This window comes from Weissella diestrammenae, from assembly GCF_014397255.1.
Classification (GTDB): domain Bacteria; phylum Bacillota; class Bacilli; order Lactobacillales; family Lactobacillaceae; genus Weissella; species Weissella diestrammenae.
Genome location: NZ_CP060724.1, coordinates 174,539 through 190,244, shown reverse-complemented (window position 1 = coordinate 190,244; position 15,706 = coordinate 174,539). Strand labels below are relative to the sequence as shown.

At 39.9% G+C, this 15,706-nt stretch carries 14 protein-coding genes; all 14 read left to right on the top strand.

Annotation, left to right across the window (positions count from 1 at the left end; translation table 11 throughout):
• The first annotated feature begins 96 nt into the window (after positions 1-96).
• Positions 97-1,095 (top strand): VOC family protein, encoded by a 999-nt coding sequence (locus tag H9L19_RS00920; protein WP_187529333.1) that lies wholly within the window; start codon positions 97-99, stop codon positions 1,093-1,095.
• Between the two features lie 25 nt (positions 1,096-1,120).
• Positions 1,121-1,375: a hypothetical protein gene (locus tag H9L19_RS00915; RefSeq protein WP_187529332.1), complete on the top strand. Its 255-nt coding sequence runs from the start codon at positions 1,121-1,123 to the stop codon at positions 1,373-1,375.
• Positions 1,376-1,537: 162 nt separating this feature from the next.
• Entirely contained in the window at positions 1,538-2,050 is a 513-nt protein-coding gene (locus tag H9L19_RS00910; protein ID WP_187529331.1) for a tRNA (cytidine(34)-2'-O)-methyltransferase, read from the top strand.
• Positions 2,051-2,123: 73 nt separating this feature from the next.
• Positions 2,124-3,032 (top strand): tRNA pseudouridine(55) synthase TruB, encoded by a 909-nt coding sequence (gene truB, locus H9L19_RS00905; protein WP_187529330.1) that lies wholly within the window; start codon positions 2,124-2,126, stop codon positions 3,030-3,032.
• Positions 3,033-3,118: 86 nt separating this feature from the next.
• The gene (gene ribF / locus H9L19_RS00900; RefSeq protein WP_187529329.1) at positions 3,119-4,084 is read left to right on the top strand and encodes a riboflavin biosynthesis protein RibF; all 966 of its coding nucleotides are present in this window, start codon (positions 3,119-3,121) and stop codon (positions 4,082-4,084) included.
• Positions 4,074-5,774 carry an NFACT RNA binding domain-containing protein gene (locus H9L19_RS00895; protein WP_187529328.1) on the top strand — a complete coding sequence of 567 codons (1,701 nt, stop codon included), beginning with the start codon at positions 4,074-4,076 and terminating at the stop codon, positions 5,772-5,774. The genes ribF and H9L19_RS00895 overlap by 11 nt, the downstream gene beginning before the upstream one ends.
• A gap of 95 nt (positions 5,775-5,869) precedes the next feature.
• Entirely contained in the window at positions 5,870-6,337 is a 468-nt protein-coding gene (locus H9L19_RS00890) for a copper homeostasis protein CutC (RefSeq protein WP_187529327.1), read from the top strand.
• Between the two features lie 42 nt (positions 6,338-6,379).
• Positions 6,380-7,357: an ABC transporter ATP-binding protein gene (locus H9L19_RS00885; RefSeq protein WP_187529326.1), complete on the top strand. Its 978-nt coding sequence runs from the start codon at positions 6,380-6,382 to the stop codon at positions 7,355-7,357.
• Between the two features lie 5 nt (positions 7,358-7,362).
• Positions 7,363-8,190 carry an ABC transporter permease gene (locus tag H9L19_RS00880; protein ID WP_187529325.1) on the top strand — a complete coding sequence of 276 codons (828 nt, stop codon included), beginning with the start codon at positions 7,363-7,365 and terminating at the stop codon, positions 8,188-8,190.
• A gap of 62 nt (positions 8,191-8,252) precedes the next feature.
• Positions 8,253-9,368, top strand: a complete 1,116-nt coding sequence (locus H9L19_RS00875; RefSeq protein ID WP_187529324.1) for a glycosyltransferase family 2 protein — start codon at positions 8,253-8,255, stop codon at positions 9,366-9,368.
• Between the two features lie 189 nt (positions 9,369-9,557).
• Positions 9,558-10,943: a gluconate:H+ symporter gene (locus H9L19_RS00870; protein ID WP_187529323.1), complete on the top strand. Its 1,386-nt coding sequence runs from the start codon at positions 9,558-9,560 to the stop codon at positions 10,941-10,943.
• A 104-nt stretch (positions 10,944-11,047) separates the two neighbouring features.
• Positions 11,048-12,574, top strand: a complete 1,527-nt coding sequence (gene gntK / locus H9L19_RS00865) for a gluconokinase (protein WP_187529322.1) — start codon at positions 11,048-11,050, stop codon at positions 12,572-12,574.
• Between the two features lie 33 nt (positions 12,575-12,607).
• Positions 12,608-14,110 carry a gluconate:H+ symporter gene (locus tag H9L19_RS00860; protein ID WP_187529321.1) on the top strand — a complete coding sequence of 501 codons (1,503 nt, stop codon included), beginning with the start codon at positions 12,608-12,610 and terminating at the stop codon, positions 14,108-14,110.
• Between the two features lie 102 nt (positions 14,111-14,212).
• Positions 14,213-15,667: a cardiolipin synthase gene (cls, locus tag H9L19_RS00855; protein WP_420832601.1), complete on the top strand. Its 1,455-nt coding sequence runs from the start codon at positions 14,213-14,215 to the stop codon at positions 15,665-15,667.
• Positions 15,668-15,706 lie beyond the last annotated feature (39 nt).

The following is a 15,706-nucleotide window of genomic DNA, read 5'->3' as shown; positions in this document are numbered from 1 at the left end:
ATGCCTATTTTCTTGGACAATTAATTCAAACGATTTTATACTTGCTATTAAGAAGTAGATAGAATTGCAATGATGTTTATCACAGTGGAGGCAATCATGACTTTAAAAACGCACCATATTTCATTATTGACATCAGATGTGGCCCAAAATGAGCTGTTTTATACGTCAGTCTTAGGTTTGAGGTTTATTAAAAATTCGATTAATCAAGCTAACCCCAAAATGCGCCACATTTATTATGGTGATTTTATGGGGACGCCAGGAACGGTCGTCACTTTTTTCCCAATTGAGCATTTAAAAGACCGTGTGGATGGTAAAATGTTTTTCTCGGGCATTCACTTTTCCATTCCAACAGGCACGAGTTCATTTTGGCAACAAAGGTTGATTGAGCATGGTTTTCCGGTGACCGTCGATGGACTGGGCCGTTTGCATACGGCTGATCCGGATCAAATTCCCTTAAGGTTACAAGAAGTACCGGGGACATTGTTTGATTGGCATATTAATTATTTCTCAGATATTTCAGCTGATTCACAAATTACGGGTGTCGTTGGGGCAGAATTGCATGTACCGGATGTGGAAGCGACGGGTCAATTTTTTGAAGCTTTACTGGATTTACCGGTGAAGGGCAATGTTGTCTCACTTGATGGTGTTCAGGCGATTGAATTGTATGAAACAAGAAAACAGGCGCCAGAATCCCGATTTGGTCGAGGATCAACGGATCATTATGCATTAGCTGTTGAATCAGGTGCAGATTTATTAAAGTATTGGGACCGAGCTAAAACGTTAGGGTTTAAGCGTGAGGTGTTAATTGACCGTGGGTATTTCCGGTCGGTTTATTTTATTGAACCAGGTGGTAATCGGGTTGAATTAGCAACAACGAACCCTGGCTTTACCTTAGACGAATCATTATTTGATTTAGGAACAACGCTAGCGCTACCACCTCGATTTGAAGCACAACGCGAAAAAATTATGGCTTATTTTGCAGAACGAGGGGTTAAATTCGATGAATTTAAGCCGTATACAGGTACTGGACACCTTGAGGCCGACGGTAAAGTACGCGCCATTCATGATGAACAAGGAAATACTCGGAACGATTAAGTAGAAAAGAAATTGAGAAGAGACAATGGCATATACAAAATCAGAAATTCAAACATGGATTAAGCAATTGCAGTTAGATACGTGGGGACCTGTTGAAGTCAATTGGACGGATGATATTCATCGTGTCCACGTTATTGCTGGTGATCATCAAGCTGACATTGTACGTGCACAAATTGAGGCAGCCACGCAGCGTGAAATTGATGCACGGACGACTAATCCTAACGATGCACAAGACTTCTTAACACATTTATTTGTGACTGACTATGCGCAAGAAGACTAATGTGGGTTTGATAAATTAGTACCAAAAAGCTAGTCGCAGACTAGCTTTTTTTGTAATTGAGCTTGTGATTGCAACAACGATAACTTGGAATCATGGTAAAATAAGGCTTAATACATTGGTTATTATCAGAATAATCAGCCGTTTGAAAGGAAATAACATAACATGACGAATCATATTGTATTATTTGAACCATTAATGCCTGCAAATACCGGTAATATTGCACGGACCGCAACAGGAACCAATACAAAGTTGCATTTAATTGAGCCTTTAGGATTTCAATTGGACGATAAGCATTTAAAGCGTGCAGGCTTAGATTATTGGGATACAGTTGATTTAACAATTCACCCCAACTTAGAACAGTTTTTGTCAACTTTGATAGCTACTGATGAGTTGTTTTTGATTTCAAAGTTTGCCCCGAGAAGTTATCATGAAGCAAATTATCAAGCGCAAGACCATGATTATTATTTTATCTTTGGTAAAGAAACAACAGGTTTACCAGAGGATTTCATGCAAAAGTATGCGCAACAGGCTTTGCGGATACCGCAAAATGATCACCATATTCGAGCATTGAATTTATCGAATACAGCTGCAATTGTTATTTATGAAGTCTTACGGCAACAATCATTTCCAGGGCTTGAATTAACGCATACTTATGTGGATGATAAATTAAAGTGATTGTGACTGTGTAGCCGAAGTTACTGGATTTTTGGTATACTGTTTGTATTAACATTAATAGATGAGGCGAAATATGGACGGGATTTTAGCAGTTCACAAACCGAGTGGTATGACATCACATGATGTGGTATTTAAATTACGCAAAATATTGCAAATGAAAAAAATTGGGCATGCCGGAACGCTGGATCCTTCTGTTGATGGTGTCTTACCAATTGCATTGGGTAAAGCAACAAAGGCAATTGAGTTTTTACAAGCGACTGGTAAAACGTATGTTGGTGAGGTAACGTTAGGCTTTGCGACTGAGACCGAGGATCTTGATGGTGCAGAGGTGGCCAGACAAGCGATTATCAAGCCGTTTACGCGACAGCAAATTGAAGCCAAAATGGCAGAATTAACTGGTAATATTACCCAAATTCCACCAATGTATTCAGCAGTGAAGGTTAATGGTCGACGATTATATCACTATGCACGAGCCGGAGAAACTGTTGACCGACCAGAGCGTCAAGCGATAATTTACCGCTTTGAATTATTAGATGAGCCACGATACGATGCAATTAATCAACTACAAAAATTTAAATTTGTCGCAGAAGTATCGAAGGGAACTTATATCCGAACATTAGCGGTTGATTTAGGGATGAAACTTGGTGTTCCAGCAGTGATGAGTCAGTTGACTCGGACCGTAGCTGGTGGGTTTTCATTAGCAAATGCGCATACTTTAGAAGAAATCAAAGCACGCGCTGCGGAAGGATTAGGTGACTGGTTACGACCAATTGATGAAGCTTTAGGTGATTTACCAAGGTATGAATTGACGCAGGCACAATGGCAATGGGTACGCGACGGTAAGGGCTTGCCTGCGGAAGCAATTCCATTTACGGCACCACGGATTGTATATACGTATTCCGGTGAAGTTAAATCCATTGTTGATTGGCACGCGGATAAGCAACTGTACCGACCATACCGAACTTTTACAATTTTTGACTGATAATGGCTGTTATGGCGGTTGACAAACGAATTTAACAGCCTTTTTTGATGTTAAAAGAAGATCAGTAAATTGATGGGAGAAATAATATGCAAGTGGTTCATTTACACCATCCATATGACAAAACAAAAATCATTGCAGGACCAGTCGTATTGGCAATGGGTTTTTTTGATGGTGTACATATTGGGCATCGTGCAGTCATTGACCGGGCGAAAAGAGAGGCGCGTGCGCGTGGCGCGCAACTTGCTGTTCTTACATATAATCAGCATGCGTCAGTGGTTTTTGAAAAGCATGATACACCAATCAAATATTTGACGACTATTCAGCGGAAATTAGAGATTTTTGAACAACTGGCGGTTGATGTGGTTTATTTGGTTGATTTTACATCTGCATTAGCCCATGTGGCGCCGGTTGATTTTGTTCAGCAATATATGGCTGATTTAAATGCTGTGGCAGTTGTTGCCGGCTATGATCATACCTTTGGTCCAAAATTGACTGCTAATATGACGACCTTGCCAAAATTAGCTCAGGGACGGTTTGATGTGATTGAGGTGCCACCGGTCTATCTGGCAAAACAAGCGAGTGCATCAACCTTAGCGCGTCAAGTCTTAGCAGCTGGAGATTTACAAACGCTCACGCAATTATTAACGATACCTTATGAAACGACTGGGGTCGTTGTTCACGGTGAAGCCCGTGGTAGAACTATGGGTTTTCCAACGTTAAATATTGAAACACCGATTGATGAAAGACTACCAGGTGAAGGGGTATACATTGCACAAGTTGCCATTGCTGGACATTGGTATCAAGGTATGGGACAGATTGGCTATAATGTGACATTTGGCGCTGGACGAGCGCAGACCGTTGAAATCAATTTGTTTGATTTTAATGAAGAAGTCTATGGAGAACAGGTTCATGTCAAATGGGAGAAATACCTTCGCGATGAGCAAAAGTTTTCGGATATGAATGCGCTCATTCAACAACTTCATCAGGATAAAATTTCAGCAGGAAATTATTTTTCTCACCTTGAACGGCAGGGAGGTCACGATGTCATTTGATGGGTTATTCACACATGCGATGGTGCATGAGTTAAAGCAACAATTAGTTGGTGGACGGATTATGAAAATTCATCAGCCATATCCAAATGAAGTGTTTTTAATTATTCGAAATAACCGCACCAACTTTCCATTATTATTAAGTGCGCACCCAACGTTTGCGCGGACACAAATTTCAAAAATTAAGTACGCTAATCCACAAACTGCACCTAATTTTGCGATGATGCTACGTAAACACTTAGAAGGCGCACAATTACTAAATATTGAACAAATTGAAAATGATCGAATCATAAAATTGTCGACAACTGGGCGCAATGAATTGGGTGATGAAGAAAAAACATCGTTGTATTTAGAAATGATGGGTCGGCACTCAAACCTCTTTCTTGTTGATGAAGCTTCACAAAAAATTATTGATTTGATTAAACATGTGTCGCCGGATCAAAATCGCGTTCGGTCATTAATTCCTGGTGGGCAATACGTCATGCCACCTAAGCAAGACGTGATTAATCCTTATCAGTCTTTAAGTGGTTTGGCAAAAATGGTTTTGGATTTGCCAAAACTTGATGATTTGGTCCCAGCTATTCAACATCATTTTCAAGGCTTCGCCCGAGATTCAGCGCGCGAATTTGCCATGGTGGTGCAGTCGGAGGGGGATCCAATGGCGAATGCACAGGCATGGTTAAAGCACTTTGAAAATCCGACTCCTCAGCTGATAATGTCGGATAATGGGGTGTCATTTGCGCCATTTGATTGGTTGAGCTTATCTGGAGAGCGTGTTCATTATCCAAGTTTGTCTGAAATGCTAGATCAATATTTTTCTGAAAAATCAGAACGTGATCGCGTACAACAACAAGCGGGGACAGTGATTCGTATTGTAAAAAATGAATTAAAAAAGAATCAAAATAAAATTAAGAAATTTCAACAGGAATTAAAAGCAGCGGACAATGCAGATGAGTATAAGATTAAAGGCGAATTATTAACTACTTATATGCATCAGGTCGAACGGGGAATGACTGAAATTTCGTTACCAAATTATTATGATGATAATCGGCCACTAAAAATTGCACTTTCAAATCAGATTGGGCCGTCACAAAATGCGCAGAAATATTTTACCCGTTACAATAAATTAAAAGTGTCAGTTAAGTTTATTAATGAACAAATGGCTCTGACACAACTTGAAATTGATTACTTTGACAGTTTGATGACGCAAATTGAATTGGCTGCCCCTAAAGATATTGAAGAAATTCGACAAGAATTAATTCAAGGGGGTTATTTGCGTGTTCAAACCAAGAAAAAACAAAAGTCGCAAATTAGTGCACCGGAAAAATTTTATACGCATGATGGCACCCTGATTGAGGTTGGGAAAAACAATCTTCAAAACGAACGCTTATCAATGAAAACTGCCGCAAAAAACGATATTTGGCTTCATACAAAAGACATTCCTGGATCCCATGTCGTCATTCACGCTTCAGAACCAACAGATGAGACCTTGATAGCTGGTGCTAAATTAGCGGCTTTCTTTTCAAAAGCTCGAGCATCAACCCACGTGCCCGTTGACTATTTACCGGTTAAACGGTTAAGAAAGCCCAATGGGTCAAAACCTGGTTTTGTTATTTTTGAGGGGCAACAAACGATGACGGTGACGCCAGAGCTGGAGTTTGTGCAGCGTTTACGAGCAAATAAGCCCTCATGATTCGTTAAAATTTATTAAGGATACCAGGTAGAATACCCCAATCTGAAACAAATTGTGATAAATTCAATGATAATGACCATAAGGAGGACCTGAATGTGCTCACTGAAATGGCAGTTACCGATTTTATCACGTTGCAAGCGAGCGTTAAACAAAGTGCTCGTAAAATTAGACTGACGGTTCGTATGAACGCAACCGGACGCATTGAAAATCTTGATTTGTTGAATTCAGCTGTAGAGGTTGCACAAGATAATCAGATGCTACTGGTAGTGCATGTCTGGTCTCGAAATGGTGATTATCAATTTGATACGAAGGATGTTGACAGAACGATTCGTTTATTCCAACTATTACGCACATCCGGGGTGCAATGCGTATCATTTGCTGCCTTGAACGGTCAATTTGAATTAGATCGTAGTGCGATGATTAAATTAATCGAGGCAGCTGGGTCGATGCAGATATTTTATGCTGCGGCACAACTTGAAATGATGCCAGAAATACGACAGAAAAACCAACGTTGGCTAGATTGGTATGGTGTACAGTCTGAATCATCAATTATATGTAATTAACATGATTATTTAACAGTCATGATAAAGCAAAGCGAGAATAAAATGTCGAATGAAAATGATAAATTTAGTGTCAGAGCGAAAGGTATTACGAAAAACTTTCAGCTTTTTTCGACACAATCTGAAAAACTAAAATCAATTTTTACTGGAAATAAAGACGGGGCAAATTTTTGGGCCTTACGGGGCTTATCTTTTGAAATTGAACCCGGTGATGTGGTTGGTATTGTCGGAACAAATGGTTCAGGGAAATCAACCCTACTGAATGTTTTAAGTGGTGTTATTCCACAGACGTCAGGTTCGCTTGAAATTAACGGTAAAATTGGCGTTGTTGCCATTAATGAAGGCCTGAATTGGGATTTAACTGGGCGCGAAAACATTAGGCTGAAACAATTAATGATGGGGATGTCAAACCGAGAAATCGATGCGGCCATGCCAAGTATTATTGAGTTTTCGGAGTTAGGTGAATTTATTGACCAACCGGTTAAAGACTATTCTTCTGGTATGCGTTCGAAACTAGGCTTTTCAATTGTTACGCATAATGATCCGGATATTTTAATCGTTGATGAGGCCTTGTCAGTTGGTGATCAAAATTTCTCAAAAAAGGCATTGGGAAAAATTCGTGAATTTATCGCAGAAGGCAAAACCATTTTCTTTGTGTCACATGATTTAAATCAAGTACGTGAGTTCACGAATAAAGTGATGTGGATTCAATATGGAGAAATGCGTGCTTTTGGTCCAACGAAAACAGTAGCTGATCAATATCAAGCCTTTACACGGCAGCTTGATGACATGTCAGAAGACGACCGCGCACGGTATGTGACTGAACAAAAGCATTACCAACAAATTTTCACAATTGACCAACTAAGGGATGACTATGCTAGAAAAGGGTTGCCTGAATCGGAGATTCGACGGGTTACCAGATTAAGAAGCTTCGAGGGCTTTAGTCGGTTAAGTTTAATGATTACTCTATCAGCAATTATTCTCATGATTGCCGTGGTAATCTGGATGAAATTTGGTAGGTAAATTAAATGTGGATAATTATTAAATCGATTTTTGGACTTGCCGCTGATCAAATTAAGCATTTAGGGTTGACGGTTCGTTTAGCAATTTATGATACACGTGCTAATAATGCACATAAGTATTTAGGTAGTTTGTGGGAAATTTTGGACCCATTATTTCAAGTGTTAACCTATGCGGTTATTTTTGGGGGCGGTTTTCAAACACGAGCACCACAAGATGGGATGCCGTATTTTACATGGATGGCGGTTGGATTTGCCGGCTGGTATCTGGTCAATCAGGGTTTTTCCGATACCATTCGTTCCATTCAAACACAACTATTTATGGTTCGAAATGTTAAGTTTCCAGTAGTTATTCTTCCGATGATTCGTGTTGTGCAGGTAATACCAGCCGTGATGTCGATTTCAGTTGTCGCAGCCATCGCCATGATTACAACGGGACATTTCCATCCTAACCTTTACTGGTTTCAAATCATATACTATGGGTTCGCGGCGGCTGTGATGCTGTTTTTCTTGGGTATTTTTAGTGCCACAATCAATATTTTGATTCCTGATTATGATTTGGCCATTCGTCAAGTGCTACGCTTATTATTCTTCGTTTCAGGTATCCTTTCTGAACCAGTACAAGGTAATAGCTTTAATAACTTTATTTATTTTATTTCTAGAGTTAATCCGTTCTACTATATTGTGAATGGTTGGCGTGCAACATTTTTAAATAATCAGTGGTTTTGGAATTCGCCAACTATGATGGCAATCTTTTGGTTAGAGATGGCTTTCTTTGCAGTCATTGGTACGCATTTATATCTGAAGTTTAAAGATCAATTAATTGATTTTATTTGATTCCATTTTACACGGATGATTAGTCATAAATACAAGAATAAAACCAATTTAGGGGTAAATTAATGAGTAATAAACAAGTTACAGCAGCAATCGTCACGTATAATCGTTTGGATCTGTTAAAAGAGTCTCTGGCTGCTGTATTGAACCAAACTGAATACCTTAGTCATGTGATTGTCGTGAATAATTTGTCGACTGATGGGACGGCAGCGTATCTGGATACGATTCAAGATGAACGGGTGATTGTTTACAATTCAACCGAGAACCTAGGCGGTGCTGGTGGCTTTAATAAGGCTGTTCAACTCTTTGCAGAGAAATTAGATGATGAATATGTTTGGTTAATGGATGATGATACAATTGTTGAACCAGACGCATTAGTACATTTGGTTGATTTCATTGAAGATAATGAACATGTAGGTTTTGTTAACTCAGTTGTTCGATGGGGAACCAAAGATGGACATCCATCATGGATGAATGTGCCTGCACCACGTGGCTTTACTTGGCAATCACCTCTGAATAGTGATAATCCGGGTGTTGAAGTCGTTAACTCGACTTTCGTCTCGGTTCTGTTCTCACGTCAAATGGTGAGCATGATTGGATTACCACAAAAGGAATACTTTATTTGGGGTGATGACATGGAATATACTAATCGTATTGCTGACGTCAATCGTGGCTACACAGTATTGAAGTCGGTTGTCGTCCACAAGTCAAAAGAAAACTCGATGCCAGGTGATATTGTTCGAGAAGTTGATGCAAGTCGTTTGTGGCGTTATGCATATGAATTTAGAAATCGTATCTTAACTGCGCGCCGTATTTCAAAACGCGATATGCGGCATAGTGCATTAGGGGCAATTCGTTTTGAATTACCACGGGTGTTATTAAAGCGTAATGTTAAATACCGTTGGCAAAAAGCTAAAATGATTGTCGGTGGTGTTTGGCGGGGTATTTGGTTTAATCCTAAAATCGAGTTTGCTGCCGGTATGCAAAGCTCAGACGTACGTTCAATTAATGCCATCTTACGTGCTTATCAGTTAGCACATCCAACAGAGCGCATGACTTTAGATCGTGAAATTGAATTGATTAATCATTGTCAATTAGAAGATTTAAAGGGCATTAATCAAGCAACTGATCGCTTTATTATGGATTATAAAGTTCAAATGGCGAATAAGTTCAAAAAATAAATGAATCGTATTAGAAAGGGATAATATCGAAATGATATTGTCTTTTTTTGTATATTTTTGCAGAAAATGAAAAAACTTTTCACTTTTAGCTTGCAAAATGTAAGCGCTTTACTTATAATTTATGAGTGGTCTTAAATTGATGAGACTGGCGCACAGCATTTATTCCGCTAAATAGGAGAGGAAAATACTATGTCATTTTTGGTATTATTTTTAGGAATTTTATTCTTATTGTTATTAATTATTAAGTTTAAGGTCAATACATTCATTGCATTGATCCTAACTTCAGTTGTTGTCGGATTGGGATTGGGTATGAATTTTGCCCAAATCCCGGTTTCAATTCAAAATGGTATTGGTGGGTCATTAGGTGAACTAGCCATTGTCTTTGGATTTGGTGCCATGCTTGGGCGATTAGTCGCTGATGCAGGTGGGGCTTATCGAATCGCACATACTTTGATTAATGTTTTTGGTAAAAAACGTGTGCAAATTGCGATTATGGCCGCATCATTTATCATTGGGATTGCATTGTTCTTTGAAGTTGGAATGGTTTTGTTGATTCCGATTGTCTTTGCCATCGCTTTGGAAGCCGGAATTCCTTTGCTGACGCTTGGAATTCCAATGGCGGCAGCATTGTCAGTTACTCATGGTTTCCTACCACCACACCCAGCACCAACAGCAATTTCAGGTGCATTAGGTGCGAATCCGGGTCAAGTCCTCATGTACGGGGTGTTGATTGCAATTCCAGCGGCAATTATTGCTGGACCATTGTTTACAAAGTTAGCACAGAAGTTTGCACCAGATGCTTTCCAAGTTAAGACTAAGTTAACAGCATTTGGCGCACAAAAGACATTCAAATTAGAAGAAACGCCTGGTTTTGGATTATCAGTTTTGACGGCATTAATGCCAGTTATCTTTATGGGAATTACGACGATTTTCAATGTCGTGATGAATGACGGACAACCATTTGCAATTGCTAAGAATGCCGCCGGCTTGATGGTTGGTAAAAATAATGTTGAAGCATTCTTAACGATGATTGGGAATCCCGTCACAGCTATGATTTTCTCGTTGGTCTTTGCAATGTGGTCAATGGGACTACATCAAGGACTCGGCTTTAAGACAATGATGGTAACGGTGGAAGAGTCCGTTAAATCAATTGCCATGTTGCTATTAATTATTGGTGGTGGGGCAGCCTTTAAGCAAATTTTGATTGATGGCGGAATTTCCGGCCAAATCTCAAATTTATTTGCCGATTCAAATATTTCACCGTTAATCCTAGCTTGGTTGATCACCGTGCTGTTACGTGTTGCATTAGGCTCAGCCACAGTGGCCGCTTTGACCGCCGCCGGATTAGTGGCGCCATTGATGACCGCCGCCGGTGTTAACCCAGCCTTAATGGTACTTGTCATTGGTGCTGGTTCATTGGCAGCTTCACACGTAAACGATGCTGGCTTTTGGATGTTTAAAGAATATTTTGATTTGGATGTTAAACAGACCCTTCAAATCTGGACAGTGCTGGAAACAGTCATCGCCGTGGTTGGTTTACTAATTGTATTATTACTAAATGCCATGGGTGTTTAATCAATGTAAATAAATTACTATAAAAACGCTTGCTATATGTAAGCGTTTTACATTATAATAATCATATTGCGTTCATGATTGGTAATTTCACAACGGAGGATCAAATGGACTATTTAATTGGTGTTGACATGGGAACGACCTCGACAAAGGCCGTCCTATTTGATAAAGCAGGACATGTTATTACGTCTGCAAATAAAGGTTATAACTTATATCGTGATGCGCCGGACATGGCGGAAGAAGATTTGAATGAAATTTTCGAAGCATTTTCTGATGCCATTCGAGAAGTCGTTCGGTTTGATAAAGATGCCAATATTTTGGCTGTGTCATTCTCGTCGGCAATGCATTCTTTAATCGCTTTTGATGAGCAATGGAATCCATTGACACGTGTTATCACATGGGCTGATACACGTGCGGTTAAATATACAGAAGAATTACGTGCAAATGGGGTGGGACAGGAGATTTATAATAAAACTGGGACCCCAATCCATCCAATGGCACCTTTATCAAAGATGCTATGGTTGAAAAATGAACGAACGGATATCTACAATCAAGCTGCACACTATTTGGGTATCAAAGAATATATTTTCCATCGACTATTTGGTGCTAACAAAATGGATATCTCGATTGCTTCTGGGACCGGAATGTTTAATATTTTCGAACTCGATTGGGATAAGCAAGCCTTAGAAGTTACAGGTATTCGAAAGGAACAAATGCCAACGCCGGTTGAACCCTATGAAATCGAACGGGGTATGGCCGATGAATACTCGGCACTTTTGGGCCTACCAAAAGACACACCATTCGTATATGGTGCTGGTGACGGACCACTATCAAATTTGGGAGTGAATGCCGTACAACCTGGTGTAGCCGCAGTTACAATTGGGACTTCTGGTGCCATTCGAGTCGTTGCTGATGCACCAATGATTGATCCAAAAGGACGAACATTTACTTACGCCTTGGATAAGGAACATTGGGTAGTTGGTGGGCCGGTTAATAATGGTGGTGACGTATTCCGCTGGGTGCGTAATAACTTATTTGATTCAGAAAAATCGACCGCTGAATTATTAGGCATGGATTCATATGATTTGATCACAGAAATTGCTAGCAATGTGCCAGCCGGTGCCGATGGTTTGTTGTTCCACCCTTATCTTGGTGGTGAACGAGCACCAATCTGGGATGCTAACGCACGTGGTTCATTCTTTGGATTAACGCATGGACATACGCGTGCGCACATGGCACGGGCAGTCCTAGAGGGTATTATTTTTAATATCTATATGGTTGAATTGGCTTTGGAAGAAGTTGTTGGCGATTTGAAGTCAGTACAAGCGACAGGTGGTTTTGCACGTTCAGCTTTGTGGCGTCAAATGCTAGCGGATATATTTGAACAACCGGTTACAGTACCTGAGGCCTTTGAATCTGGGGCACTTGCTGCCACAGTGATGGCCCAAAAGGCGCTTGGGTTGGTTGATTCACTAGATGTGATTGGGGATATGGTTGGTCAAGCCAATACGTATGAGCCTAATCCAAAAAATTACGAAGTATATCGCGAGTTAGCGCCGATCTTCATTCGCTTGAGTCGACAGTTGCAAACTGAGTACGCAAATATTGCGGATTTCCAGCGAAAGCATAATTAATATTGATCGAAAAAGGAAGCAGGAAAAAGAAATATGTTTAATGTAGCATCAGGATTAACAACTAATCCTGAGACGGGATTTTATCAATGGATGTTAAATGGATTGAATGTTTGGCCATTCTTAATCTTAGTATTGGGAATTATTGCCTTACTGATCTTAATCTTGAAGGTTAAAGTCAATACGTTTGTCTCTTTGATTATTACATCGATTTTAGTGGCCTTGGGATTGGGTATGAATCCAGCCGGGATTGCGGATGCTTTGAAAAATGGTATCGGTGGTACGATGGGCGAGCTGGTCATTGTCTTTGGATTTGGATCAATGATTGGTCGTTTGGTCGCAGATGCGGGTGGTTCTTATCGTATCGCGTCGACATTAATTGCACGATTTGGTAAAAGTAAATTACAATGGGCAGTTGCAATCGCATCATTTATTATCGGTATTTCATTATTGTTTGAAGTCGGAATGGTTGTTTTAATTCCAATCGTCTTTACGATTGCGCTTGAAGCTGGTGTATCACTTCTTTACTTGGGTATTCCGATGGCAGCTGCTTTATCAGCCGCGCAAGGTTTCTTGCCACCCCAACCATCACCTACTGCAGTGACGAATATTTTAGGCGCTAATATGGGCGTCGTCCTCATGTATGGGGTGATTGTTGCAATCGTGGCTTTGGTGATTGCCGGGCCATTATTTACACGGGTGATTCAAAAGATAGAACCATCTGCCTTCAAAATAACTAAAAAGTTAAATGCCATTGGTGAAGTTAAAAAATTCGAACTCGATGAGACGCCAAGTTTTGGAATTTCAATTTTAACGTCATTATTACCCGTATTTTTCATGTTGATTTCAACCGTTTATACAATGGTGCACAATGGTGGAAAGCAAGTCTATAGCGGTGAAATTGGTGATACGGCTTGGCAAGGAATGACTGCCGCCGCACAACATGGTTATTTAATGCATCCTTCAACAATGGATCAAGTCGTAGCGATGTTTGGTAATCCTGTCATTGCAATGGTGATTGCAATGTCATTTGCAATTTGGTCAATGGGGCCAAAGCAAGGCCGGACAATGACCGAAGTCGGCACATCATTGTCAGACGCCTTAAAGTCAATTGCTAACTTATTGATGGTTATTGGTGGTGGTGCAGCCTTTAAGGGTGTTTTGACAGCAGGTGGTATCTCAACTGCAATTGCTGCTGCATTTTCACACACATCACTTTCTCCAATTATCTTTGCATGGTTAATTGCGGTTATTATTCGAGTGTCCGTCGGTTCAGCCACAGTTGCGGGCCTGACATCGGCCGGAATTGTTGCACCTTTAGTTGCTAGCCAAACGGCAGTCAATCCAGCCTTCGTGGTCTTAGCCATTGGGGCAGGGTCGTTAGCCGCTTCACACGTCAATGATGCAGGATTCTGGATGTTTAAAGAATTCTTTGACTTGAGTGTGCCACAGACATTGAAAATTTGGACTGTGTTAGAAACGCTTATTTCCGTAGTCGGACTAATTATGGTGCTTATATTAAGTGCTTTATTCTCATAGTGAATAAATTAATTCGAATTGAAAAACGCCTTATTATTAAGGCGTTTTTATGTTAAACTCAAACTATTACACTAAACGAAAGGTAGAGGCAGCATGCGTCTGATGCTACTACATTTTAATTTAAATTTTATTACAATTAGCTTACTTGCTATTAATGCCATTTTGGCATTTATTATTGTTTTTCGAGGAAAACGTGAGGTGACGGCCATTTGGGCTTGGTTGCTAGTTCTTTTAGGTTTACCATTCATTGGCTTTATTATCTATATGTTTATTGGTCGTAATTTGACGAGTGCCAAAATTTTTAGTCTTCAAACGCAAGAGGTTTTGGGTATTGATAAAATTGTGACCAATCAAAAGGAACTGGCTAATTCAAATGTCACCACTGATCATTTTGATGAAGAAAATAGTTTTGTACGGCTGTTTTTGCAAAATGATGAAGCAATATTAACTTTTCATAATGCAGTCCGTATTTTTACTGATGGTCATAAAAAATTTGAGCAACTTTTTGATGATATTCAAAGGGCCAAGCATCATATTAATATTGAGTATTTCACAATTTATGATGATGAAATTGGTAATCAATTAGTGGACTTGCTAGTCGCTAAAGCCAAAAAAGGCGTACGTGTGCGTGTCCTATTTGATCAATGGGGGTCACATGGTCGGCATGAAAAAATGTGGCGTCGTTTGAAAGAGGCGGGTGGTCAGGTTCTACCCTTTATGGCACCAAGATACGTATTAATCACATTTCGAATGAATTTTCGTGATCATCGAAAACTTGTGGTGATAGACGGTAATGTCGCTTATATTGGTGGTTTCAATGTCGGTGATCAATATTTAGGTAAGAGTAAGAAGTTCGGTTATTGGCGGGATACACATCTTAGAATTGAAGGTGACGCAGTTTTGGCTGTGCAATCACGTTTCTTTACTGATTGGAATGCAACAACGCATAAGCAACAGTTGACATTTTCAGATGATTATTTTCCTAGTCGACGTGAATTGGTGAATGACACAACTGCTATTCAGATTGTGTCATCAGGACCCGATAATTCGGATAAACAAATTCAAACTGGCTATTTAAAGATGTTTGCAACGGCAACAGAAAGTATTACGATTCAAACGCCGTATTTTATTCCTGATCAAGCGGTCTTAGAAGTCTTACGAATGGCAATTCAATCGGGTATTCGTGTTCGATTGATGATACCATCAATTCCTGACCATCCTTTTGTGTATCGAGCAACGGAGTACTACGCCTCACAATTGTTAGAAGTTGGTGCGGAAATTTATCGTTATGATAATGGATTTTTGCACGCAAAAATGGTCAGCATTGATGGGCGAATTGCTTCAGTCGGCTCTGCAAATATGGATATTCGTTCGTTTGTGTTAAATTTTGAAGCGAATGCATTTTTATACGACCATGAAATCGCAGGCGCACTTGAAAAAATATTTGAAATAGATATGCAGAAATCAACACGTTTGTCAAAGGCATACTTTAGCAAACAACCAGCTTGGAAACATGTTTTACAACAAGTTTCGCGTCTATTATCACCTATTCTATAGGCCAACGCGTTAATACCAAATAGAAATCGGGTAATACCA